Raw genomic sequence first — 22,945 nt, 5'->3', positions numbered from 1 at the left:
TCACATATAATCATGTGCGCCCTCATAGTTTCAATGGGTATCAAACACCATATCAAGCTCGAATTGCATAAATCGATATTTTTTAGCCATAAGTGTTACAAAAACGCTTGACCACAACAACTCTTAAGCACACCCTCGGAGCTTCTTCAGATTGCTGAGCCAGCAGACAAGAATGGCGGCGGGAACGGTGACAAGCAGAACCGGGTAAAACCAGTGGACGTCCACGCTTCCCATGAGAAACCCGCCAATCACCGGTCCGAGGGCCATTCCCAGATCCAGGCCGATGTAGTAGGTGCTGTTGGCAAGACCCCGTCTGGCTTCTCCGGCAAGAAGGATGGCGGTGGACTGGCAGACGGAACACATGATGCCGTAACCGCCGGCCATAAAGATTGCTGCCAAAAGCATCTCCAGATTATTGCGCATAAACGCCAGGAAAAGAATTCCCGCCGCCGCACAGGCGGATCCGGCAAGGAGAAAGACTTTAAAGGGAAGCCGGTCGAACAGACTTTTCAGCGACAGACGCAGAACCAGCAGCGCGATGGCGTAGAGGGGGAAGAACCAGCTGACTGCCACGTTGATCTGCCGCGTTTCGGTGTAGGTTACAAGAAAGGACTGGGTCGCGCAGTAGGGAATGGAGAACAGCGTGATAATCAACGCGATGGGAATCACCTTGCGGTCACAGATCTGCAGACTCCGGGAAGAAGAGCTTTTTTCCCGCGATCCTTGTTCCACGGGAAGTCCCTTGTCTTTTACAAACTGGATAATCACAGCGGTCAGCAGCGCGAAAATCATTGCCAGAACAAAGGCTGCCCTGTGTCCGATGGTCTGATAAACGCGGATGCCTATGGCGGGAGCGGCGGCCATCGCCAGAGCGTTCATGGTTCCGTAAAGTCCCATACCGGAACCGATTTTTTCTTTGGGCAGCATATTGGACATCCAGGTGGACATGCAGACGGAGCAGCAGGCAAATCCTACGCCGTTGACGATTCTGGCGGCCACGATCATGGCGGGACTGACGGCGAAGATGTAGCCAAGACAGGCGATCGTCTGTAGTAATCCGCCGGCAAAAGATACTTTATATTTGCTGAGCCTGTCTGCCAGATTTCCGACAAAGGGGCGGCAGAACAGTGCGCACAGATTCATCAGGTCGCCGATGGTTCCCATCAGCGCGGCGCTGGCGCCAAGGCTCCCTGAAAAACCGGTAATCAGCGGCGTTACCAGCATAGGACTGGCAAAATAGAAAAAACTCGCTATGAGAATGAAAAGGATGTCCCTGCTGTAAAGTTTTGATTTCATTCTGTCACCATTCCTTTCTCATTTACAGTATGCGCGATAAAGAAAAGCGCTCCCTGCGCGTTTACACCTTTCGGGCGGCTTCTTTCAACGCGTCCGGTTCATTGGGAAGGGCTTCTTCCACAACCTGTTCCAAAAGAACGTTCAATATCCGGCCGATCTCCGGACCCTGGGGAATCCCCAGGCAAAGCAGATCCTTCCCGTTGATTGCCAGATGGCGAAGAGAAAAGCACTGATCTTCGGCCAGGACTTCTTCCATTTTTTCACGAAAGGCTGAAATATTCGCGACCCGTTCTTCCTGATAAAGGGGGTTCTGACTTTTTACATCCGCCAGCTCCAGTTCGATAAGGAGGCGCAGCCGTTCCTCTCCCAGCTTTCCGAGAAGCCTGCGGGCCTGTTTGCTGTCCGGGCGGAAAACGATACTGTGGCTGCGGATAACGGCCAGTACGGTTTCCTGCGTATCGTTATCGTATTTCAGCCGCTTCATGGCCTGGCCCGCCAACGCTTCACTCAGAATTTCATGCTGATAAAAATGGCCGCAGCCGTCCTCGTCAACCGTCATGCTGTCGGGCTTTCCGATGTCGTGGAAAAAGGCGCAGAGGCGGAGCAGCGGTTTGCCCGGTATCTGGGAAACCGCGCGCACGGTATGCTCCCATACTGTGTAGATATGATGGCGGTTTTTCTGATCCAGCCCGAACATCGGACGGATTTCCGGAATAAAATGGGCGATGATTTCCCGATAGTCTCTCAGGGCTTTTTCCGCTGCCGCCCCGCACAGCAGCTTGTCCAGTTCCATTCGCATCCGTTCCGCGGCAATCTTATCCAGTAGGGGACAGCACTGGTAAAGGGCCCGATCCGTTTCCGCATCAACCCGAAAACCCAGCTGACCGGCAAAGCGGACGGCCCGCATAATGCGCAGAGCGTCTTCACGGAATCGCTTCTCCGGTTTCCCCACGCATCGGATGCTCCCTCGTTTTAAATCCCGCGCTCCGCCAAAGGGATCCACCAAGCCTGTTTGGGGATGCCAGGCCATCGCGTTTATAGTAAAATCCCGTCTGCTCAGATCCTCCCGCAGATCGGAGGTGAACAAAACCTGATCCGGATGGCGGCTGTCCGAGTACTCGCCGTCAATTCGGTAAGTGGTAATTTCAAAAGGCTCTCCTTCCGCGAGAACTGTGAGAGTCCCGTGTTTCACTCCGGTTTCAATGACGCGCAAATTGGAAAAACAGCGTTTCATTTCCTCCGGAGAGGCGCTGGTGCAGATGTCCCAGTCGTTTGGCGCGCGACCCAGAAGCCCGTCGCGGACGCAGCCCCCGACGATAAAAGCTTCGTGGCCATGAGACTCTAATTGGCTGATAAGCAGCGCGGCTTTTTCCGGCAGTCTGATCATGATTTTCCCCTTTCTTTTCCTCTTCCTTTTTATTCTATCACAAATGCGGTATAATAGAGAGAAATCTTGTGTTACCGCCTGCGGAAAGGAGCTTTTTTATGAATCAGCAGACAGTTTTGGAGTTTTTAATGGAGCATGCGGCGCGAAAGCCGGTGTCTTTTCATATGCCGGGCCATAAGGGATCGGCCTTATATCGCAGATTTGGATATGGCGCGTTTCTGGAGCGTTTTATGGATTGTGACATTACGGAGATTCCGGGCGCGGACAACCTGTTCCAGACGGAAGGAGTCCTGAAAGAAACGCAGGAGCGTTACGCAAAGCTCTATGATGCGGAACGGTCGTATCTTTTGATTAACGGAACCAGCGGCGGCATCCTTGCCTCCATTCTGGCCAGCGTGCCGGAGGGGGGAAAGCTGGTTATGGCGCGAAACTGCCATAAATCGGTGTTCAATGCCCTGACGCTGGGGAATATCCAGCCGGTGTACGCGTATCCGGAGATGATAAGGGAGCACGGCATTCTGGGTGAAGTAACGGCAGGGGAAATAGAACGAACTCTTTTGGAGCATCCGGACGCCGCGGCGGTGATCCTGCCAAGCCCCAATTACTATGGAATCTGCAGCGATATTCAGGCGATTGCGAGGATTGTCCACAAGCACGGAAAAATTCTGATTGTCGATCAGGCCCACGGCGCTCATCTGAAGTGGCTGAGCAGGAAAGAAAACGGAGGCGCCGGACCGGTATGCGCCGAAGAAGCGGGGGCGGATCTGGTCATCAACAGCATCCACAAGACTCTGGCTTCCTTTACCCAGAGCGCGGTTCTCAATCTGAACTCGGACCGGGTCGATCGCTATGTGCTGGAAGACAAGCTCCAGGCGGTTCAAAGCACCAGCCCTTCTTATCTGCTGATGGCTTCTCTGGATATCAGCGCCCGGCTTCTTGAGGAGCATGAAGCTGTATTGATGAAGGAATGGAATGAAAATCTGCGCTTTTTCTATGAAGAGGCAAAAACGATTCCCGGTATCCGGCTGATAGAGGGGATGGAAAATCTGGACGCCAGCAAAATCAATATCAACACCGCGGGCCTGGGAATTTCCGCGGCAGAGCTGGAAAACAAGCTAATGGAGCGGGATATTTTTTCCGAACTGACGACGGGAAACATTCTGATGCTGATGACCGGAATCGGAAACCGGAGGAGCGACTTTGAGCGGCTGCTGGCGGCGCTGAAGGAGATTGGACAAGACGGTTCTCACCAGAATGCGCCGGCGGCAGGCGGAAACGGCGGAAGAATGCCGGTCAGGGCAGAACTTTTCCCGGTTCCCAAAGAAAAAGAACGGATTCCTCTTGAGGAAGCGGAAGGCCGGATCTGCGCGTCCTCCATTATTCCATACCCGCCGGGAATCCCATTGATCTGCCCCGGAGAAAAGATGGCAGAAGAGGATATCGCCTATATCCGGGCTTTGCGGGAAGCGGGAGAAAAGGTGATCGGCGTGAATGAAAAGGGTGAGGTTACCGTGGGGACTGCAGCGCGCTCAGCAGCTTCCCGGCGTGGACCTGCCCTGTGAGCTTCCCGTCCCGGACGACAATTTTTCCATTAACCAGGACGTTTTTGATTCCTTCCGGAGGTCCGTCAGGCCGGCCCATGTTAGAAAAGCGAGAGGTGTCCCTGAGATTCTGAACATCAAAAATTACCAGGTCCGCGTCGTTTCCCGGTTTCAGGTTTCCTTTGTTTGAAATGCCGAAACGGGACGCGGGTCCCAAGGTGATTTTATAAATTGCTTCCCCCAGGGAAAGAAGCTTTTTCTGACGGACGTATTTGCGGGTTAACTTGGGAAATGTTCCGGCTGTTTCGGGATGCCCGATGCCCTCATAGACCGGGCCGTCACCGGCGTTGGTCGAAACATAAACCCAGGGCCGGGCGAGAGCGATTTCGGCAGCCTTCTCATCAAAGGCGAAAACTGTAACCAGTGTGTTTGGAAATTCTTTCCGCAAAAAATGAAAGGATGAGGGGGAACAAAAATTTCCATTATAAAATCCGGAAGAGATTAATACATCCCGGTAGGTAATCGTCTGTCCGTAATGCTTTTCCCAACCCGGATCTAAAATGGACGAGCCAATGTAAGTGGGAAAGGCTTCGTAAAGCCCGGTATCGGCAGTGATGTTCAACCCGCCGGAAATGGCCTCGGAAAGCAGGGAAAGGCACTGACGCATCAGGTCCAGCGTGCCGGCCATGTACATTAAATGGAGAATGTGAATGGATGCTCCTGACGTTCGCGCGATTTCCAGCGCCTCCTTTAAAGCGTCGATTACTTCAATTCCATCCTTTCTCAGATGGATCAAGACCGTTTTATGATAGGATTTCGCCAGGCTGGAGAGCTCCAGAAGCTCTTTTCGGGAGACGCCGGGAACCATTTCCAGACCAAAATGCAGGCCAAAGCTTCCGGATTCGAAGAAAAGCTCCGCCAGCCGGATCATTTTTTGAATTTCCCTGTTCGTTGCCGGAGCGTAAGGGTTGGACAGGCCAATAGCGTGCCGTAGGGTAAAGGACTGGGAGAGAAAAAATCCGTGATTGAGCAGGAACCCTTCTTCTGAGATTTTGTTGATTAGCTTGCCGTCGAAGTTGCGTTTTCCACCGATGGTGGTGGTAGCGCCCTGAAGGACCAGCTGTCTGGCCGTGAGAAAATTGCAGTCAACATGGGAATGAAAGTCAATAAATCCAGGAGAAACAACCAGCCCGGAAGCGTCGATTTCCGTTTCCCGGCTTTGGCTTTCCGGCGGCAGAGAACCAAGAAAAGCAATCTTCCCTTCTAAGATTCCAATGTCGGATTTTGAAAAAAGAGGTTCCGGCTCAAAGGTCAGAACCGTACCGTTGCGGATAATGAGGTCGTAATGATGCATTGCTGTGACTCCTTTTTGCGGAAATCCTACTTTTTACCGGACAGATAGCTGTATACGGTAGAGCGGGAAACGTTCAACTGCCTGGCAGTTTTGCTTATATTTCCTCCATTGCGGTCAAGGATGAAGCGGACATATTTGCGCGTTGCGGCGTCCAGTGTTTCCTCACCGATACGGAATTCAAATCGTTCTATTTGGCTGGGGTGAGATTCATAGGCTTCCACCAGTTCCCTGGATAGATCCTGTGGGCGGATTGTATGTCCGTCGGACATAATGACGGCGCGCTCAACCGCGTTGGAAAGCTGGCGCACATTTCCCGGCCAGTGATAGCTCTGAAAAATATCCATAGCCTCAGGGGCTATCTGGATATTGGAATTCAGGCTGTCCGTGGTTTTGATGATATGGCGGATTAAAAGCGGAATATCTTCTTTGCGTTCCCGAAGAGGCGGCAGCTGGATATGAAACACATTCAGTCTGTAGTACAGATCTTCCCGAAAGGTACCAGCGTCTACCGCTTCTTTTAAATTGGCGTTTGTGGCGGCAATCACCCGCACGTCCACAGGCAAGGGTTCTCTTCCTCCTACACGGAAAATGCAGCCCTCTTGGAGAACTCTTAAAAGCTTTACCTGCATATCGAGGGGCAGGTTTCCGATTTCATCCAGAAAGATGGTTCCGCCGCTGGCTTTTTCGATCAGCCCTGCTTTTCCCTCTTTGCTCGCGCCGGTAAAGGCGCCTTTTTCATATCCGAAGAGCTCGCTTTCAAACAATTCGTGGGGAATGGCCCCGCAGTCAACAGGGAGAAATGGACCATTCTGCCGACTGCTGTCATTATGAATCGCTTGGGCGAACATTTCTTTTCCGGTTCCGCTTTCCCCGGTTATGATAACGCGGCTGTCAAAACCGGCCGCCTTTTTGGCGATTAAGACGGATTCTTTAAAAACAGGGGATTCTCCGATTAAATTCGAAAAAGAGTATTTAGCGGCGGAATGAATTTTGCTCGCCATTCTCTCAATGGTCTGGAGTTGTGTAAACTTTAGCACCTGTCCGAAGGGAATTTCCGATTCATTTCGTACCTTTTCATAGGAAACCAGGCATTTATAGGAGCGATCCGCGCCCATGAGGATAATCTGGCTGTCTTTCAACTCCGGATTACGGTCCAGTACGTTTCCGAGAGGGGGCCGGGTGTTTATGACTTCGTATAAATTTCTGCCGATGACCTCGTCTTCCCCTTTCCCGAGAAGTTCTAAGATCGCGTTGTTGGCCTGAAGGATCCGGGACTCTTCAATATATAGAATTCCATCAGGAATCATAGACAACAGAGTCGAAAGTTGGTTGTTTCTTTTTTTGAAATCGCGATTGATCTGGTCAATATAATACTGTTTTTCCACCGCTTTTGCCGCGAGATGTACCATCCCCAGAGTGTGTTCGTTTGCCAGTTCGTATTTGCCGGCGATGCTCAAAACACATAAAACTTCCCCCTCTTGTGTACAGACAGGAGAAGAGGAACAGGCCCAATGATGGAAAAGCTGTCTGTAGTGTTGACATCCTGCCAGCTGAACGGACTGTTTTCGCATGATGGCCATACTGATACTGTTCGTTCCGGCCTTTTGCTCGCTTCTGTCTGAACCGGGGCAGGTGTTGGTTTTGCGGCAGCTGATTTCCATACGCTCTGAACAGAGAGTCTTTAAAATAACGCCTTCCGGATCGGAAAAAATTACCACAAATTCATCCTTATTGACGATATCAAACAGGAGAGTCATAAAAGGTTGAACAATGTTAAGGATGTATTGATTCTTTCGCAGGCGTTCCCGCAGATTTTTATCGCTGACCACCGGAGGCTTCTCTTTGGAAAAGGGATCCATTTTTAGCGCCGCGCATCTGCGCCAGGAATCATAGATGGTGGGACTAATTACGTTTTCCATGATTTCTCCGTGCTTTACATATTGAATCCAGGCGTTTTCATAAGACAGAAGCTTGACATCAGCGGCATATAAATAAGGATTCAGTAATTCCATATGGCTCTTCTTCCTATACTGTTTGCAGGCCCTGATACTGTCCGAATTCCCGGATAAACAGGGAGACAATTTCATAAATCGTTTCTGCTTCAAAAGGCTTCAGCGGAATGTCGCAGTAAGCGGGGGGAAGTTTGATCCAGACGTAAGAGCCGGCATAAGGAAGAATGCTTACAAGCAGCCGATTCGCGTCTTTTGCGTAATCCAGCTCAATGGTGATGAGATCCAGCCGCTGGCATAGCGGAAGCAACTGATCGTTAAACTCCTCCCATTCATTTAAAAAATGGATTCTATCCTGAGCCCCTTTTTTATCTGCCCGCCAGACCAGACGACTGATGGTTTTGACTCCCCGGAAAGAAAGCCGCGCTTTCCATGACGTTTCCATAACAATGTCTTCCAACTCCAATGTAATTCGCGTAGAAAACACTTTCGACATGAATTTGGAGTCCTCATAATACCGAATGTTTAAAGACTGGCCCGATTTCAGCCAAGCATAATACTGATCGTTGTACCTTTCAAATTCTCCGAAAAATTTTTCCAATTCCCCCAACTGACGCTCCATCATAAGCTCGGTTCTTTTTCTTACAATCTGCGGATCCAGCAGTTTTTTCTTTTTCATCTCATTTTCTCCTTATAATCAATCGCAAAAGGCACCGGACGTGATAATAGTAACCTTATAATGCAAAATTTGTACCATGCCGCCAGGAGCGCGGCGGTTGAAAAACGGGTGGAGGGCTGAAAACAAATAACTGACAGGCTGTCTGAAATTTGTTCAACCTTCCGCCTGATGTTAAAAATATTTACACGTTTCGGAGACTAGCAAAAAATCCGGATAAGAAAACGGCTAAATTTCTGTTCAAATATTATACACAACATAAAATATGTATCAATTCCATACATATGTGTCAGTGAAGCGATTTTTTACGCGGCAAAATTGCCTAAAAAACAGACAACGGTGTTTTAGGGGCGGGAAAGACGGAAAAATCTGAATCTGAATTTTCTGCCGTTTTGGGAAGAGCCGCCGTTCCGAACAGCTTTTTTAATTGGCATCTTCTTTGCAATTATATAGGACGTATACAAAATTTTTTATGATTGAGCTCAATATTCAAACGAAAGGAGACGAAATGACAACCAACAATCAAGTAACTTTAAAGCGGGCATTGGGATTCTGGCAGTGCTTTGGAATCTCAGTAGGCCTGGTAGTCGCGGCGACGACCGTCGTATCCTTATGCAACTATTTTGGATCCGTAGGTCCGGCATTTATTATCCCGGCGGGAGTGGCGGCCTTTACCTGTATTCTGGTAGTAATGTCCTACGCGGAACTGTCTTCGGCGATTCCCGGAGCGGGGATGGTCGTAGACTATACACTGATTGCCATGGGAAGAACCATGTCGATTTTTTCCATGCTTGCCGGATATATTGTTCTAATTTCCACTGCGGGCGCCTGTGAAACATTTATAGCAGGTATGTGCGCGGAAGAACTTTTTGGAATTCATTATAAAGTATTCGCGGGGATTTTGGTAGCATTGTTCCTGATTATAAACCTGGTTGGCGTAACCGCTCTGGGGAAATCCCAGATCGTGCTGACTACAGCCAAGATGGCTACCTTAGCGGCTCTTGGTATTGGCGGATTGCTGCATATATTCACAGCTTCCGATCCACAGCCGGTGGAATTCGCTCCGTATGGATGGGAGCCGGTTCTTACGGCGATGGGCGGAGGCATCTGGCTGTATATTGGGATTGAATATGTGTGCCCGATGTCAGAGGAAGTGATTAAACCGGAAAAGAATATTCCTAAGGCCATGATCGCGGGAATTATTACGATCTTTGTAGTTGACATGCTCTTTGGAGAAGCGTTGGTGCGCTATGTGCCGCTAGATATAATCGCTACGTCAGATGTGCCGCAGCTGGTAGGAGCGGAAGCAATGTACGGCTTCGCCGGATTTACGCTTCTGGCGCTGGCTACCATCTGCTCCGGCGCGAGCGCGGCTAATTCCCATATGGCGGGAGTTCCGAGAATGCTCTACGGCCTGGCGAGAGAAGGCATGCTGCCGAAAATTTTCGCTTACATCCACCCGAGATTCCGTACTCCGTGGGCGGCGATTTTCCTGGCAGTGGCGTGTCTGTCCATTCCGTTTTTTATCAACGTGGACATCAGTTCCATTATGACCTTCATTTCCATGGCGTGCGTGGCATGGCTGTGTTCTTACATTATTGTACAGATCGACGTTATCATTCTCAGAAAGAAAATGCCGAATATGCACCGTCCGTTTAAGACGCCGCTATATCCGCTGCCTCAGATTATCGGAATTCTGATCTGTATCTGGGCGATTGTAACCCAGGCGACATCCGCGTTAATCGGCGCGGGGGTTATTCTTGCGGTATTTTTCCTCTACGCGGTAATCTGGGTGAAATTCGTAATGAAGAAAAACTGCTTTGAAGCGGTTCCGGTTGAAGAGGTAGAGCATTTGAGAGATAAGATTAAGTTTGATGAGTAATAAGGAGGAAACGATGGCAGCTGAGGTAAAAACTTTTGATTTTGAATTGCCGACCAGAATTCGATTTGGCGCGGGTGTTGTTAAAAGTGTGGGCGAAGAAGCGCGCTCTCTGGGGGCGGAGCATATTCTGATTATAACGGATCCGGGGATCGTGAAGGCGGGAATTGTTGATCGGATTCTTGAGGCGCTGAAGGAAGAAGGCTATGAAAACACAGAAATCTTCGATGGGGTAGAACCGAATCCCCGCGATACAACTGTGCACAAAGCCTATGAACTGGCAAAATCTCTGGGAACGGATTTACTGATTTCCGTCGGCGGAGGAAGCTCGATTGATACCGCCAAGGCAGTCGGCGCGCTTTTGGAGCATGGCGGGCAGATTAAAGACTACGAGTTTACCGACGCGGAAGTTCTGACAAAACCCATTACTCCGTTGATTGCGGTTCCCACTACTGTAGGTACGGGCAGTGAAGTAACCTGCTGGTCTGTAATTACAGATACCGAGCGGCATTTTAAAATGACCGTGGGAGGCCATTTTGCCTTCCCGAAAGTGGCCCTTGTGGATCCGGAGCTGGTCGCGACTCTCCCGGCAGGGATCGTTGCCTCAACGGGAATGGACGCGCTGACACATGCCATAGAGGGGTATACCGCGAATTCCAGTGAACCGGTTTCGGACGCTTACGGCCTTTATGCCATTGAGCTGATCGCGGGTAATTTAAGAGAAGCGGCGCTGACTAACAGCAAAACGGCGAAAGCCAATATGCTGCTTGGAAGTATGATGGCGGGAATCTGTTTTGGCAGTTCCAATGTAGCGGCGGTACATAGTATGGCGGAGGCTCTGGGCGGGCTGTATGACACGCCCCACGGCATTGCCAACGCCATGCTGCTGCCGATTGTCATGGAATTTAACTATGTGGCGGATTATGAAAAGTTTTCCAGAATCGCCATCGCCATGGGAGAAAAGGCGGATGGCTGCACAAAGGATGAGCTGGCGCATAAGGCTGTGCTAGCGGTGAAAAAGCTGAACCAGGATCTGCGAATTCCAAAATTAAAGGAGATCGGGGCAAAAGAGGAGGATTTTGAGCGCCTTGCCGCCGCGTGCACAGAAAATATGGCGACGGGAGATAATATAAGAAAAATCAGCTACGATGATTTTCTGGAGCTTTATAAAATCGCTTACACTCTTTAAATTTTTATTAAAGTTATTGTACAAACGATCCTTTCTGCTGATTTGGGGTATAATAAATTCGAACAATCACTATTTCAAACCGGCAGTCGGCGACTGCAGAAAGGAAGGAACCATACGATGAAATTAAGCGCGAGAAACCAGTTAAAAGGAACAATTGTGGATATCCAGAAGGGCGCTGTAAACGGGATTGTAGTCCTGGATATTGGAGGCGGGAACAAAATCAGCTCCACGATCTCCATGAACGCCATTGAGGAACTGGGACTGGAAGTAGGAAAAGAAGCGTATGCTGTGATCAAAGCGACCTCTGTAATGGTTGGCGTAGATTCGTAATGTTTGTTCAATTACAAAAGGGGAGTCCTTACGGGCTCCCTTTTCGCTTGCGCTGCTGTCGCTGCTTGCTGCCTGCCCGGCGCCTGGCGCCTGGCGCCTGGCGGGGCAAAACGTGTACAATTCCGAGAATCGGGGCAGTCTGGACACGTTTTTTGAGCCCTGAATATTTATGAACGTGCTCTGAGAGGGAAAACGGCGAGAAATAAGATGGATTTTAAGTGTTTTTTGGGGTCAAATGCGCCCGGGCGGATTCTGTATCAGAAAAAACGTGTCCGATTGGGACCTGAAAAGGTATCTGCACACTTTTTGGGGAAATTTGGTTGGTGTATTTATTAATAATAATGAATATTAGAAATCCAAAAGACCATCCACAGAGAATCGTTGTTTTGATATAAAACAGTTTAATTTCAGCGTTTCCCGCAAAAGCGGGGATGGGACAGGTAAAAATAAGATCGTTTCAGCGGATAGAAATCTTTCTCAAACTATAGTAAAATAGCAATATCTTCTTTTTTACCGAAATTGCGAATCTTAAGATATAGGAGGAACGAGAACAATGAAATTCAACTTCGCGACCATTCATGTGGCAAATTTAGAAGCTTCCATTCGCTTTTACGAAGAAGTAATCGGACTGAAAGTGGCGCGCCGTTTTCCGGCGGGACCTAATATGGAAATCGCCTTTATGGCGGAAGCCGGCGGCGCGGCGGAAATTGAGCTGATTTGTGATAAGGGGGCGGAACCTCCCATTTACGGAGAATGGCCGTCTCTGGGGCTTGCTGTCAGCGACCTTGACCAGGCCATGGAACAGGTGAAAAAACAGGGAGTGGAAATCGTGGCAGGCCCGATCCAGCCCAACCCCAGCACTAGATTTTTCTTTATCCATGATCCGGACGGCGTGAATCTGGAAATCATCGAGCAGAAATAAGAAAGGAACCGACGGATGAAAATTATATTGACCGCGGGCGGCACCAGCGAACGAATTGATGATGTGCGCTCGATTACCAATACTTCCACAGGGCGCCTGGGGCATGCTATTGGAGAGCAGTTTCTCAAAGCCTGTGGAGAGGAACTTGAAACCCTTTATTACCTTCACGGTCTGCGGGCAGTACCGGTGGAAGGACCCAATGTGACGCCTGTACCCATTGAAGGCGTGCGGGATCTGGAAGCGGAACTGAAGCGTATTCTGACCGAGGAGAAAATTGACGCCGTGGTTCACGCCATGGCAGTCAGCGACTATATGGTAAAGGAAGTTACCACCCTGGAAAAAATTAAATCCGGGGACAGCAGCCGGCTGGAAGGAAACAAGATCAGTTCCAGCATTGAGGATTTGACCATTATTATGCAGCGGTCTCCAAAAGTCATCAGCGGCATCAAAAAGTGGAGCCCGGATACCGTGCTGGTAGGTTTTAAGCTGCTCAGCCATGTGCCTCATGAGGAGCTGATTCAGGTGGGGCAGGCGCTTCTTCAGAAAAATGACTGTACCTTTGTGCTGGCCAACGATCTGGCGGAAATCGGAGGCGGCAGGCACCGTGGCTATCTGATTCACAGGGACGGCAGTTATGATACGATGGAAACAAACGAAGAAATCGCGGAAAAAATTGTCCAGCGGGTGCGTCAAGAAGGAGGGAAACAATGAATGTGTTATTAGGTGTCACCGGGAGCATCGCGGCTTATAAGGCGGCGGAGATTACAAATCGGCTGACAAAAATGGGGCATAATGTGGACGTGCTCCTGACGGAAAGCGGCAGCAGATTCATTACGCCGCTGACCCTGCAAACTCTGAGCAAAAATAAGGTCTACATGGATATGTTCGAGGAAATTGTTCCCAGTGAGGTGAAGCATATTTCCCTGGCGAAAAAAGCGGATCTGGTGCTGATCGCGCCAGCGACCGCCAATATTATCGGCAAGATCGCCGGCGGCATTGCCGATGATTTTCTTTCCACCGTTGTAATGGCGGCGGCGAATCATACGCCGGTTTATATCGCTCCGGCTATGAATACAAATATGTATGAAAATCCGATTGTTCAGGAAAATATCGAAAAACTGACACGCCTGGGATACCATTTCATCGAGCCGAAAGCGAGCCTTCTGGCCTGTGGAGATCTGGGAAAGGGCGCCCTTGCGGATGTAGAGGACATCATCAAAACCATTACAGAACATGAAATTTAGTAGCAAATGGAATTTCGCGCATTTTGTTACCTTTGAAAAGTGTTGATAAATTGTTTCCGAGGTCAAGCGGACTCTGTCCGCTGCTGAAGAGCAAGAGTGATGATATGGTGGAAAAAGAGCCCTTTAGCGGAAAATACTGCTTTGGGGCTTTTTTCCTATGTGATGAAATAAGGGTTGGGGATTGAGAGCTTACCGCTGATGCATCCTTGTGAACGGAGATTTCGCGCGCAGGCACCGCTTGCAAAAAGGAAACCATTGAAACAGGCGGCATTATCTGATAAAATCAGATAGATCGATATGAACGAAAGCAGTGTATAAAGGAGATACAAGAATGATACATTACCAGAGTACAAGAGGAAGCAAATATATAAAGACATCTGCCCAGGCTATCATCCAGGGGATTGCGGAAGACAAGGGACTGTATGTTCCGAACGAGATCCCAAAGCTTCCGTTTGCCGTTGAAGATATGGTAGGCAAGCCTTATCAGGAAGTGGCGTTCCGCGTGATAAAAGCATTTTTCGAGGATTACACAGATGAGGAAATGCGGGCCTGTGTAGAGGGAGCGTATGACAGTAAATTTGAAGAAAACGAGATTGTTCCGGTAGTAAAGGCGGGGGACGCGTATTTCCTGGAACTTTACCACGGAAAAACCGCGGCGTTTAAAGATATGGCGCTTTCCATTCTTCCCTATCTTCTGACAACTGCCATGAAGAAGGAAAAGGAAGATCGGAAAATCTGTATTCTGACCGCTACTTCCGGGGATACTGGAAAAGCGGCACTGGAAGGATTCGCGGATGTTCCGGGAACGGAGATCATCGTATTCTATCCAAACAAAGGGGTCAGCGAAGTGCAGGAGCGCCAGATGGTTACCCAGGAAGGCGATAACACTCACGTATTTGCCATTAACGGAAATTTTGACGACGCCCAGACCGGCGTAAAGAAAATTTTTAATGATGGTCAATTTGCTGAAAAGCTTTCCAAAATCAACTGCAAGCTTTCTTCTGCCAACTCTATCAATATCGGAAGACTGGTTCCGCAGGTGGCATATTATGTGTATGGTTATATCAAGCTGGTGGAACGGGGAGAAATTAAGAACGGCGACAAAATCAACATCGTTGTGCCGACCGGAAATTTCGGAAACATTCTGGCAGCCTACTATGCGGGACAGATGGGTATTCCGGTGAAAAAGTTCATCTGTGCCTCCAATGAAAACAAAGTGCTGACCGATTTTATCAATACGGGAACTTATAACACCAACCGGGAATTTTTCCTGACAAACTCCCCGTCCATGGATATTCTGATTTCCAGTAATCTGGAGCGCCTGCTTTATCATCTGAGCGGACAGAACGGCGAGGAAATCAAAGAACTGATGGAAAGCCTGGAAAAGAACAAAAAATATACGGTAAGCCCTAAAATCAATTACGCGCTGGACGATTTTTACGGAGGGTACGCGGATGTAAAGCGTACCAATGAGACGATTGGCAATATGTACAGAAAGCACGGCTATCTGATGGATACACATACCGCGGTTGCTTATCGGGTTTATGAAGATTATATTGCCTATACCGGCGACAAGACGCCAACGCTGCTGGCCTCCACGGCAAGCGCTTACAAATTCGCGGACAGCGTCGTTGAATCGATTGGTCTGGAAAAGGGTGAAAACGGCTTTGAATCGGTGAAAAAGCTGTATGAAGAGACAAAAGTCCGTGTTCCGGCAGGACTGAAAGATCTGGAGAACAAACCGGTGCGTCACCAAGGTGTATTGGATATTGAACAGATGCCGGGGGCAGTATACGACTGTCTGAAAAATGAATAGAAAAAGCGGGAGCTGTCTGCGGGCAGCTCTTTCCTTTTGCGATAAAAAGAAAAAGAACGCCGAAGAAATCGGCGCTCTTGCAGAGGAGTTAGAGTGCAATTGTTTTGCTTTCGCCAGTCGTCAGATCTGCGATAACCGCTGTTCCGCCTTTGACCGCGAAAATCTCAAATTTACCGGGGCGAACCATCTGGGCGAGCTGAGGCATCATTTCCAGGGCTTTCTCTGCCGCGTCCTGGCCCTGGAATTCCGCTTTTCCGCGGATCCGGATAAATTTGGTTCCATTGGCTGCGGAAATTTCAACGTTAGGATTTGCTTTCAGTTCTTTCGAGGTGGCTTTTTCGTCTGCCGTGCAAAAGCAAAGGCTGCCGTTATAGATCATCGAAAAACCCTGTGGCCGCACATAGGGCTGATCACCTCCGCAGGTAGCGACAAATGAGGTTTTACACTCTTTTAAAAATTCCATGATTTCGTCCATTGTTCTCACTCCTTAAATTTGGTGTTGTAATGGTAAGGTTTATTGATATAATTATATTATATAATCAGTAAAGTACAAGTACGCAGTATTTTATGATTTAATATGATAAGACTGAGTAAAGGAGGATGAAAATGGAACATACGCAAAGTACAGAAAGCCTGCTGTGCCCGTTGCGCTACGCTTTAAGTTTAATTGGAGGCAAATGGAAGCTGCCCATTCTATGTATTCTGGCTGACGGAAAACCAAAGCGCTATGGCGAAATTAAGAAGAGAATTCCGGAAATTACTAATATGATGTTATCTCAGTCTCTGAAAGAACTGGAAAATTGTGATATGGTCAGGCGCAAGCAGTACAGTGAGATTCCGCCCCGGGTTGAATACACACTGATTGGAGATATGAGCGAACTTCTACAGCCGCTGATTCTGCTGGCAGAGTGGGGAACGAAACATATGGAAGAGAGCGGTAAGGGATGCGCGGCGTGTGCCAGCTGTAAAGAAAAAAATGTAAAAGACAGGTAAAAAGTACGTAAATTTTGAGATAGGGTCATTGGTGAAGCGCTTTCTCTCTGCTATAATGGAAGCCAGAAGGAGAATTAGGGAGGTGAGAAAAATGGAAAAAGTAATGGAAAAACAGAAGCGGATCGCATTGATTGCCCATGACCATTTGAAGGATGATCTGGTAAAATGGTGTGTGGAAAATAAAGAAGAACTGAAACGGCATTTCCTTTCGGGAACTGGGACGACTTCGCGCCTGATTGCGGAAGCCACTGGTCTTCCGGTGAAATCTTACAAAAGCGGTCCTCTGGGAGGAGACCAGCAGATTGGAGCGAGAATCGCGGAAGGGGAAATCGATATGATGATCTTTTTCTGGGATCCGCTGGAAGCACAGCCCCATGATCCGGATATTAAAGCCCTGCTTCGAATTGCTGTGGTCTATGATATCCCAGTGGCGACTAACCGGGCAACAGCTGATTTTCTGATGAATTCCAGGTTTATGAACAGGGAATATAAACATACGCTGCAGGATTTTCAAGCGCTGACGGAAAAACGCGCGGAAACAATGAGAAAAGAATTTGCATAAAATAAAAGTTGTGCTTGCAAAGTACTGGGTTATGTGGTAAATTATTAAGTGCGCCAGGTGTTTATAAGGATGCCTGGAAAAGCCTTTGGAGGATTGACCGAGTGGCTAAGGAGCTCGCCTGGAAAGCGAGTAAGGTGTAACAGCCCCGCGGGTTCGAGTCCCGTGTCCTCCGCCAGTGGAACGTTGAAATTTCGACGTTCCTTTTCATTTTTTTGCAATTGACGTAAATTTAAATCTTTCTCGATATACCTTTTCAATGACAGAATCAAACGCTTTTCTGAAATGACTGTCTGGATCTATTTTCTCGCATTCTCCGGAAAGCTCCTGTAGAGAATCCCAAAGTTCTTCAGGATACAAATTAACGATAGTTTCGGTGTAAACGATACCTGACGGTGGAGCAGGCAAAGCGGCTTGCAATTGTTCTGGGAACCAGTACGGATTTCCTGTTTGGGTTGACGGACATAAAAACACCATATCCCCGTAGTGATGCATTCCGGAATGTGTTAGAATAAAGTTACTTGAAAATGGTGAAATATGTTTGCAAGCGTATATTTGACAAGCGTTCAGGAATATACTATAATGCCAGTAGGCAAAAGATATGAGTAGTCCAAATGGACAAAAGCGAAACCCCAGTAGTGCCAGCTACTGGGGTTTCTTCTCTTTTTTCGGTTGAGCATCCGAGGCTAGTTGTCTTTGTCATTTCCATCTAGCCATTTGACAAGATAGTGGCAAACTATTCCCGCCCCAATGGAAATCAAAAAAGATATGAGAATTTCCAAATGAACAACCCCCTTTCTGTTGCCAGATTGGGAGAGACAACGAATTAATTATATCACCAGGTCTTTGATTGCGGCAATATCTGAGAGAATCTTGTGGTGTAAATTTTGGTGTGAATTATTTTTTTGTTTTCTCCCTGTCTTGATTTGTTTCAGAGATGAAAAGCGCGAAACTTTGGTCGATTGGTATGGATAAGCAAGATTGAATTAACAAACAGGAAGTAGTACTATTAAATAAGACATCTGCGGAATTAGAAGAAGCCAATGCAGCGCAGGCAAAGCGGCTTGCAATTGTTCTGGGAACCAGTACGGATTTCCTGTTTGGGTTGACGGACATAAAAACACCATATCCCCGTAGTGATGCATTCCGGAATGTGTTAGAATAAAGTTACTTGAAAATGGTGAAATATGTTTGCAAGCGTATATTTGACAAGAGTTCGGGAATATACTATAATGCCAGTAGGCAAGAAGTGAGATGATGTGCATTTGCACACAAAGCGAAAACCCCAAGAGTGGCAGCTCTTGGGGTTTTCTTTCAGGCTTAATTGTTGTCGCTATCTCGATCAAGCCATTTGCAGATATAGTGGCAAATTATACCTGCTTGGATCGAGATAAGAAGTGAAATAATGTATTGCATCTGCACACCTCCTTTCTGTTGCCAGATTGGAGACGACAACGTATCAATTATATCATTTGGGATTTACTTCCAGCGACATTTGGGAGTATGAATATGTAATATATTTACATATAGTATGAGTAAAAGAGTGACATTTTGTATAAAATCGTGAACAAACAGGGCAGAAAGGAGGGATATAGAAGAAAACGCAATTTCACAGCTCTGGACAGCAGAAATTTTTATTTATAATCCAAATTAGCCCCTTGAGATTTCACCACCTTCCGAGAGGCGTTATCGGGTGTTATTAAAGCCCCGGAAACCCTTGAAAATACGCCAATTTATCCATGCGAAGGCGTTATAGGCTGTTATCGAACATTACCGCATTTTTATGGCCTCACGGACGCTCGTGAGGGAAAAATTAAGGGCAAAACACAGGGAACGACAAGAGAATGAAGTGGCAAAGAGAACTGTCGTGATGTGTGCCAGGCTCCGCCGGAGCCTCCCCTGTGTGAAGCTGGACAACTGAATATAGCGGCTCTTGTGAGCCGATGGATTGACGGACATTAGTGTTTCTGCTGGTGTCCGTTTTTCTATGCCCAAAATCAGATGCGAAAGGAGGTTCCGGGCTGGGCCTCCTTTTTGTGTCTCAATGGAGGTGAGAAGCATTGAGCGACAAGCCCGCGTCACCTGCCAGGGGACGAAAGAAAACCGCCCCGCCTACCCAGCAGCCACCCCAGGAAGAAGTGGTGGTCCGCCTGCCGCTGACCGACCTTCACCCATTCCCGGACCATCCTTTTCAGGTGCGGGACGATGAGGAAATGAAGGAGACAATCCAGAGCGTCAAAGAGTATGGCGTGATTGTCCCCGCCATTGTGCGGCCCCGCGAGGAAGGCGGCTATGAGATTGTGGCCGGACACCGACGCAAATACGCCTGTGAGCAGGCCGGTCTGGATACCATGCCGGTCCTGATCCGCAACCTGGACCGGGACGCCGCCACCATCATCATGGTGGACAGTAACCTTCAGCGGGAGAACATCCTGCCCAGCGAAAGGGCTAAGGCATACAAGATGAAGCTGGAGGCCATCAAGCGGCAGGGCGCACGAAACGATTTGACTTCGCCGAAAATTTCGGCGAAGTTGAGAAGCGATGATGAGATCGGCCAGCAGATGGGTGTCAGCGGCGATACCGTCCGCAACTATATTTCCCTGACGAACCTGGTCCCGGAGCTGATGCAGATGGTAGACGAGAAAAAGATTGCCCTCTCACCCGCCTACCAGATTGCGGCTCTCAAGCCGGAGGAGCAGCAGATGCTCGTCACCACAATAGATTACGAGCAGGCCACCCCGTCACTCTCCCAGGCCCAGCGGATGAAGAAATTCAGCCAGGCCGGGCGGCTCAATGAGGACAGTATGCTGGCAATCATGTCCGAGGAAAAGAAGCCGGAGAAATTTAGTCTGACCTTTGACGGGGACCGCATACGCAAGTATTTTCCAAAATCCTATACGCCCCTGCAAATGGAGAACACCATCATCAAGCTGCTTGAGGCATGGCAGAGGAAACGCCAGCGCAGCCAGGAGCGATAAAACCGAATACACCTAACCCGCCGGACAATCCATTTGCCCGGCCTTTTCATTTTCACAAGGAGGTATCCATGTATATCAACACTTTCAAATACACACCGGCAGATGTAGACTGCAAACTTTGCACCGAGTATGTCAAGAAATTTGGCTGCACCGCCTGCGGCTGCCCCTGGATGGCCGAGCGCATCGAGGCGGGCGTTGTGGGCTATGCAGAGGTGGTCCGGCAGATGTTCCCCCACGATAAGCGCCTGATGGCCCGCCTGGAACCGCTGATCCGGGATTTCCCCGGTATGCTCTGGAAGGATGAACGCCACCGGCAGCGTATGGAGGCTGTGAAAATCCACCTGGGCCATAGCAAGCGCCGGGACACGCCTGCTTTCTTTGCGGTCATGTTCCTGTTCACTTCCGATGAGGACATTTACCGCCGCGCCGGAAACTGCCTGTGCAGGCGGGGCGCGGAGTTTGACTATGCAAGGCTCCATGAGATTTCGCCCCATGACTACACCCTCTATATCGCTGCGCGGGGCATCTACACCAACGCGGGAGGACTGACAACCCGTGACCTGGCGGATGCCGAGGTTGTGGACGCTGCGGCGCTCCGTATGATCGTGAACGCCCTGCTCATCGCCCGGTATGGCTGTGCGGTCCTGGATATTCACGAAAGGGGGCGCAAGGCATGAAACCTTTGCATCTCCCGCTGGAAGGCCACGACCTGCTGGCTGTGGAACGGTTCAAGGACGATACCCGACACATGGCTGAATTTCTCATTCTGTCCACCCACTGCCCCCTGGGGCGCAGGGGCCAGTATAAGCGGCTGTTTCTGACCGAGGACGAGTATGCCCGGATGCGGTCCCTGGAACGGCAGGGCCAGCTTCAGATCCGCCGCCACGCTGCAATCATCGAGGGGCATATCCTGCCCGACAAACCCAAAAAACGCCGCCATTGATGGCAGGCGCACCCATAGGAGGATTTAAGTATGGACGCTTATGAAGCATTGAAAGAAACCTTTGACGATCTGTTTCAGCAGGCGGTGGAGGAAGGCTGCTACACCGAGGACGAAGCCGCCGAGCTGGTGGAAAGCCTGGATATTTACAGTCTGTTGCAGGTGGTCCGCCACAATGCCACAACGGTGTATTCCTACATCACCCAGGGCAGGCAGGAACGGTCCTTCAACTACCGGGGCGAGGACCTGTTCCGCCAGAAAGCCACCCTGCTGTATGAGGAAACCGACCAGGTGACAATGGAGATCGTGGTGGCTACCCGCACCTTGGAGCTGTGGCTGCTGGAAGATATGTCCTTGGCGGTTGTCTCCTGCGTGAGCGTGAACTACGACCATGACGGTTACATCACGCAGTACCGCACCATCAAGGATACGCCGGTCATGGACAGCGAGCTGTGCCTGGACCTGGGCGAGCTTGTAGAGGACTTAAACGGGCTGTGCGGCCCGGTGTATGAACATACCCAGCCGGTCTATGAACCGTAACCAGTAAGGCGGCTGGCCCCAGGGCCGGGCCGCCCTTTCAGAATGGGAGTGATGAATATGGCAGTTTTTCGCGTAGAGCGCACACGGGACTACACCGTGATGAGCAACTACCACCTGAAAGATACCGGCCTGACCCTGAAAGCCAAGGGGCTTCTCTCCATGATGCTCTCCCTGCCGGATGAGTGGAATTACACCACGCGGGGCCTGGCCTCCATCTGCAAGGAAAGCGTGGAGACGATTGGCAAGACCCTCCGGGAGCTGGAAAGCGCGGGGTATCTGACCCGAAGGCAGCTTCGGGGCAAGAATGGCCGGATCACCGATACCGAGTACACCATCTTTGAGAAGCCGGTCAAGCCCCAGCCGGAACCGGCCCAGCCAGATACGGCTTCACCAGGTACGGAAAACCCGGATATGGTAAATCCAGATATGGAAACACCAGATATGGCTGTACCAGATACGGAAAACCCGCCGCAATTAAATACTAAGAAATCAAATATCCAAAAATCAAATACTCATGGATCAAATACTCATTCATTCTTTCCTTCTGCGCCTGCGGCGGCAGAGACGGACGGACAGACGGAAGTGATGGAGAAACGAGAAGAAATCAGGGATCAGATTGAGTACGAGCATATCTGTAATTCCCTGAACCGGGAACAGATAGACGAGTTCGTGGAAATCATGCTGGAAGTGGCGCTGACCAAAAGCCCCACCATCAAGATCGGGCGGGATGCGGAATATCCCACCGCCTTTGTTCAACAGCGGTTTGCGAAAATCACCTGTTCCCACATCGAGAAAGTGCTGGATGGCATCCACGAAAACACAACCCGCGTCTGGAACACCAAGGCATATCTGATGGCGGCGCTGTTCAATGCACCGTCCTCTCTGGACAATCACTACACGATGCTGGTCAATCACGACCTTTACGGAGGCGGCTCATAAGGGCCGCCTTTTCTGCACCCCGGACATGGGGAGAAAGGAGTTTTGCATGAAACGCCCGCTTGCGTATATCACCGCCCATTGGGGCGACAACGAGTTTGAGAACACCGAAAACGCCGCCAAATACTGCCGCCTGGTCTACGAGGCCGGATTTTCCCCGGTCTGCCCGCTTCTGTTCCTTCCGCTGTTTTTGAAGGACAGCATCCCCCAGGAGCATAAGGACGGGATCGACATGGCCCGCGACTATCTCCGCCGCGCTTCTGTGCTGGTAGTCTGCGGCGGTACGGTGGATGAGGCCATGAAGAACGACATCGCCGTAGCCGAGCGGCTGCGGATCACCGCCACCACCCTGGACGGTATTTTGACGGTCAAGGGCCAGGGCCGCGAGGATGGCGGCAAAAAGGGAGCCTGACCCA

At 49.6% G+C, this 22,945-nt stretch carries 22 protein-coding genes and 1 tRNA gene; 17 read left to right on the top strand and 6 right to left on the bottom strand.

The features are described from left to right. Positions 1–123: 123 nt before the first annotated feature. Together H9L42_RS04350 and H9L42_RS04345 are read right to left on the bottom strand one after the other, a co-directional pair. On the bottom strand, positions 124–1,296 hold the full coding sequence (locus H9L42_RS04350) for an MFS transporter (RefSeq protein WP_187302147.1): 1,173 nt from the start codon (positions 1,294–1,296) through the stop codon (positions 124–126). A gap of 61 nt (positions 1,297–1,357) precedes the next feature. Continuing rightward, positions 1,358–2,683: a CCA tRNA nucleotidyltransferase gene (locus H9L42_RS04345; protein WP_187302146.1), complete on the bottom strand. Its 1,326-nt coding sequence runs from the start codon at positions 2,681–2,683 to the stop codon at positions 1,358–1,360. A gap of 98 nt (positions 2,684–2,781) precedes the next feature. Here H9L42_RS04345 and H9L42_RS04340 point away from each other — a divergent pair, with 98 nt between their 5' ends. Then, entirely contained in the window at positions 2,782–4,245 is a 1,464-nt protein-coding gene (locus H9L42_RS04340; RefSeq protein ID WP_187302145.1) for an aminotransferase class I/II-fold pyridoxal phosphate-dependent enzyme, read from the top strand. Here H9L42_RS04340 and H9L42_RS04335 read toward each other — a convergent pair. The 3 genes from H9L42_RS04335 to H9L42_RS04325 are packed head-to-tail and all read right to left on the bottom strand — an operon-like array spanning position 4,190 to position 8,206. Beyond that, positions 4,190–5,578 (bottom strand): amidohydrolase family protein, encoded by a 1,389-nt coding sequence (locus tag H9L42_RS04335; protein ID WP_187302144.1) that lies wholly within the window; start codon positions 5,576–5,578, stop codon positions 4,190–4,192. The genes H9L42_RS04340 and H9L42_RS04335 overlap by 56 nt on opposite strands. Positions 5,579–5,604: 26 nt before the next feature. Next, positions 5,605–7,590 carry a sigma-54-dependent Fis family transcriptional regulator gene (locus tag H9L42_RS04330; RefSeq protein ID WP_187302143.1) on the bottom strand — a complete coding sequence of 662 codons (1,986 nt, stop codon included), beginning with the start codon at positions 7,588–7,590 and terminating at the stop codon, positions 5,605–5,607. Positions 7,591–7,603: 13 nt separating this feature from the next. Then, positions 7,604–8,206 carry a DUF3156 family protein gene (locus H9L42_RS04325; RefSeq protein WP_187302142.1) on the bottom strand — a complete coding sequence of 201 codons (603 nt, stop codon included), beginning with the start codon at positions 8,204–8,206 and terminating at the stop codon, positions 7,604–7,606. A gap of 505 nt (positions 8,207–8,711) precedes the next feature. On the opposite strand from H9L42_RS04325, the gene H9L42_RS04320 reads away from it, so the two are divergent. The 7 genes from H9L42_RS04320 (at position 8,712) to thrC (ending at position 15,583) form a co-directional block, all read left to right on the top strand. Next, complete coding sequence (locus H9L42_RS04320; protein ID WP_187302141.1) at positions 8,712–10,085, top strand: APC family permease; 1,374 nt, start codon at positions 8,712–8,714, stop codon at positions 10,083–10,085. A 13-nt stretch (positions 10,086–10,098) separates the two neighbouring features. Next, a complete protein-coding gene (locus tag H9L42_RS04315; RefSeq protein WP_187302140.1) occupies positions 10,099–11,271 on the top strand; it encodes an iron-containing alcohol dehydrogenase in 1,173 nt (390 codons plus the stop codon). A 117-nt stretch (positions 11,272–11,388) separates the two neighbouring features. Continuing rightward, positions 11,389–11,601: a TOBE domain-containing protein gene (locus H9L42_RS04310; protein ID WP_187302139.1), complete on the top strand. Its 213-nt coding sequence runs from the start codon at positions 11,389–11,391 to the stop codon at positions 11,599–11,601. Positions 11,602–12,154: 553 nt separating this feature from the next. Then, positions 12,155–12,523, top strand: a complete 369-nt coding sequence (locus tag H9L42_RS04305; protein WP_187302138.1) for a VOC family protein — start codon at positions 12,155–12,157, stop codon at positions 12,521–12,523. Positions 12,524–12,538: 15 nt separating this feature from the next. Continuing rightward, complete coding sequence (locus H9L42_RS04300; RefSeq protein WP_187302137.1) at positions 12,539–13,234, top strand: phosphopantothenoylcysteine decarboxylase domain-containing protein; 696 nt, start codon at positions 12,539–12,541, stop codon at positions 13,232–13,234. Then, complete coding sequence (coaBC, locus tag H9L42_RS04295) at positions 13,231–13,767, top strand: bifunctional phosphopantothenoylcysteine decarboxylase/phosphopantothenate--cysteine ligase CoaBC (RefSeq protein ID WP_187302136.1); 537 nt, start codon at positions 13,231–13,233, stop codon at positions 13,765–13,767. The genes H9L42_RS04300 and coaBC overlap by 4 nt, the downstream gene beginning before the upstream one ends. Positions 13,768–14,098: 331 nt before the next feature. Further along, entirely contained in the window at positions 14,099–15,583 is a 1,485-nt protein-coding gene (thrC, locus tag H9L42_RS04290; RefSeq protein WP_187302135.1) for a threonine synthase, read from the top strand. A gap of 88 nt (positions 15,584–15,671) precedes the next feature. On the opposite strand, the gene H9L42_RS04285 is transcribed toward thrC, so the two are convergent. Beyond that, positions 15,672–16,058, bottom strand: a complete 387-nt coding sequence (locus tag H9L42_RS04285; protein ID WP_187302134.1) for a pyridoxamine 5'-phosphate oxidase family protein — start codon at positions 16,056–16,058, stop codon at positions 15,672–15,674. 131 nt (positions 16,059–16,189) lie between these two features. Between H9L42_RS04285 and H9L42_RS04280 the strand changes: the two genes are divergently transcribed. The 9 genes from H9L42_RS04280 (at position 16,190) to H9L42_RS04240 (ending at position 22,941) form a co-directional block, all read left to right on the top strand. Next, the gene (locus H9L42_RS04280; protein WP_187302133.1) at positions 16,190–16,576 is read left to right on the top strand and encodes a winged helix-turn-helix transcriptional regulator; all 387 of its coding nucleotides are present in this window, start codon (positions 16,190–16,192) and stop codon (positions 16,574–16,576) included. Between the two features lie 91 nt (positions 16,577–16,667). Further along, positions 16,668–17,138 (top strand): methylglyoxal synthase, encoded by a 471-nt coding sequence (locus tag H9L42_RS04275; RefSeq protein ID WP_187302132.1) that lies wholly within the window; start codon positions 16,668–16,670, stop codon positions 17,136–17,138. An 87-nt stretch (positions 17,139–17,225) separates the two neighbouring features. Continuing rightward, positions 17,226–17,313: transfer RNA gene (locus H9L42_RS04270), tRNA-Ser, on the top strand. A 1,960-nt stretch (positions 17,314–19,273) separates the two neighbouring features. After that, positions 19,274–20,113, top strand: coding sequence for a ParB/RepB/Spo0J family partition protein (locus H9L42_RS04265; protein WP_465270646.1), 840 nt, complete (start codon positions 19,274–19,276; stop codon positions 20,111–20,113). Positions 20,114–20,181: 68 nt separating this feature from the next. After that, positions 20,182–20,790, top strand: a complete 609-nt coding sequence (locus H9L42_RS04260; RefSeq protein ID WP_187302130.1) for a hypothetical protein — start codon at positions 20,182–20,184, stop codon at positions 20,788–20,790. Further along, complete coding sequence (locus tag H9L42_RS04255) at positions 20,787–21,056, top strand: DUF5720 family protein (RefSeq protein ID WP_087389325.1); 270 nt, start codon at positions 20,787–20,789, stop codon at positions 21,054–21,056. Before H9L42_RS04260 ends, H9L42_RS04255 begins: the two co-directional genes overlap by 4 nt. A gap of 30 nt (positions 21,057–21,086) precedes the next feature. Then, positions 21,087–21,593 carry a hypothetical protein gene (locus H9L42_RS04250; protein WP_072853534.1) on the top strand — a complete coding sequence of 169 codons (507 nt, stop codon included), beginning with the start codon at positions 21,087–21,089 and terminating at the stop codon, positions 21,591–21,593. A 57-nt stretch (positions 21,594–21,650) separates the two neighbouring features. After that, positions 21,651–22,532, top strand: a complete 882-nt coding sequence (locus tag H9L42_RS04245; protein WP_187302129.1) for a DUF6017 domain-containing protein — start codon at positions 21,651–21,653, stop codon at positions 22,530–22,532. A gap of 46 nt (positions 22,533–22,578) precedes the next feature. Next, positions 22,579–22,941 carry a DUF7768 domain-containing protein gene (locus tag H9L42_RS04240; protein ID WP_072853530.1) on the top strand — a complete coding sequence of 121 codons (363 nt, stop codon included), beginning with the start codon at positions 22,579–22,581 and terminating at the stop codon, positions 22,939–22,941. The last annotated feature ends 4 nt before the right edge of the window (positions 22,942–22,945 follow it).

Origin of the sequence: Zhenpiania hominis, from assembly GCF_014333425.1 — a bacterium.
Lineage (GTDB): Bacteria > Bacillota > Clostridia > Peptostreptococcales > Anaerovoracaceae > Hominibacterium > Hominibacterium hominis.
Note: the sequence above shows the minus strand (reverse complement) of the source record. Positions and strands in the feature narration are given on the sequence as shown.

Coding starts and splice junctions, on each gene's coding strand:
- H9L42_RS04350 (WP_187302147.1), bottom strand. CDS start 1,296: ATGAAATCAAAACTTTACAGCAGGGACATCCTTTTCATTCTCATAGCG.
- H9L42_RS04345 (WP_187302146.1), bottom strand. CDS start 2,683: ATGATCAGACTGCCGGAAAAAGCCGCGCTGCTTATCAGCCAATTAGAG.
- H9L42_RS04340 (WP_187302145.1), top strand. CDS start 2,782: ATGAATCAGCAGACAGTTTTGGAGTTTTTAATGGAGCATGCGGCGCGA.
- H9L42_RS04335 (WP_187302144.1), bottom strand. CDS start 5,578: ATGCATCATTACGACCTCATTATCCGCAACGGTACGGTTCTGACCTTT.
- H9L42_RS04330 (WP_187302143.1), bottom strand. CDS start 7,590: ATGGAATTACTGAATCCTTATTTATATGCCGCTGATGTCAAGCTTCTG.
- H9L42_RS04325 (WP_187302142.1), bottom strand. CDS start 8,206: ATGAAAAAGAAAAAACTGCTGGATCCGCAGATTGTAAGAAAAAGAACC.
- H9L42_RS04320 (WP_187302141.1), top strand. CDS start 8,712: ATGACAACCAACAATCAAGTAACTTTAAAGCGGGCATTGGGATTCTGG.
- H9L42_RS04315 (WP_187302140.1), top strand. CDS start 10,099: ATGGCAGCTGAGGTAAAAACTTTTGATTTTGAATTGCCGACCAGAATT.
- H9L42_RS04310 (WP_187302139.1), top strand. CDS start 11,389: ATGAAATTAAGCGCGAGAAACCAGTTAAAAGGAACAATTGTGGATATC.
- H9L42_RS04305 (WP_187302138.1), top strand. CDS start 12,155: ATGAAATTCAACTTCGCGACCATTCATGTGGCAAATTTAGAAGCTTCC.
- H9L42_RS04300 (WP_187302137.1), top strand. CDS start 12,539: ATGAAAATTATATTGACCGCGGGCGGCACCAGCGAACGAATTGATGAT.
- coaBC (WP_187302136.1), top strand. CDS start 13,231: ATGAATGTGTTATTAGGTGTCACCGGGAGCATCGCGGCTTATAAGGCG.
- thrC (WP_187302135.1), top strand. CDS start 14,099: ATGATACATTACCAGAGTACAAGAGGAAGCAAATATATAAAGACATCT.
- H9L42_RS04285 (WP_187302134.1), bottom strand. CDS start 16,058: ATGGACGAAATCATGGAATTTTTAAAAGAGTGTAAAACCTCATTTGTC.
- H9L42_RS04280 (WP_187302133.1), top strand. CDS start 16,190: ATGGAACATACGCAAAGTACAGAAAGCCTGCTGTGCCCGTTGCGCTAC.
- H9L42_RS04275 (WP_187302132.1), top strand. CDS start 16,668: ATGGAAAAAGTAATGGAAAAACAGAAGCGGATCGCATTGATTGCCCAT.
- H9L42_RS04260 (WP_187302130.1), top strand. CDS start 20,182: ATGTATATCAACACTTTCAAATACACACCGGCAGATGTAGACTGCAAA.
- H9L42_RS04255 (WP_087389325.1), top strand. CDS start 20,787: ATGAAACCTTTGCATCTCCCGCTGGAAGGCCACGACCTGCTGGCTGTG.
- H9L42_RS04250 (WP_072853534.1), top strand. CDS start 21,087: ATGGACGCTTATGAAGCATTGAAAGAAACCTTTGACGATCTGTTTCAG.
- H9L42_RS04245 (WP_187302129.1), top strand. CDS start 21,651: ATGGCAGTTTTTCGCGTAGAGCGCACACGGGACTACACCGTGATGAGC.
- H9L42_RS04240 (WP_072853530.1), top strand. CDS start 22,579: ATGAAACGCCCGCTTGCGTATATCACCGCCCATTGGGGCGACAACGAG.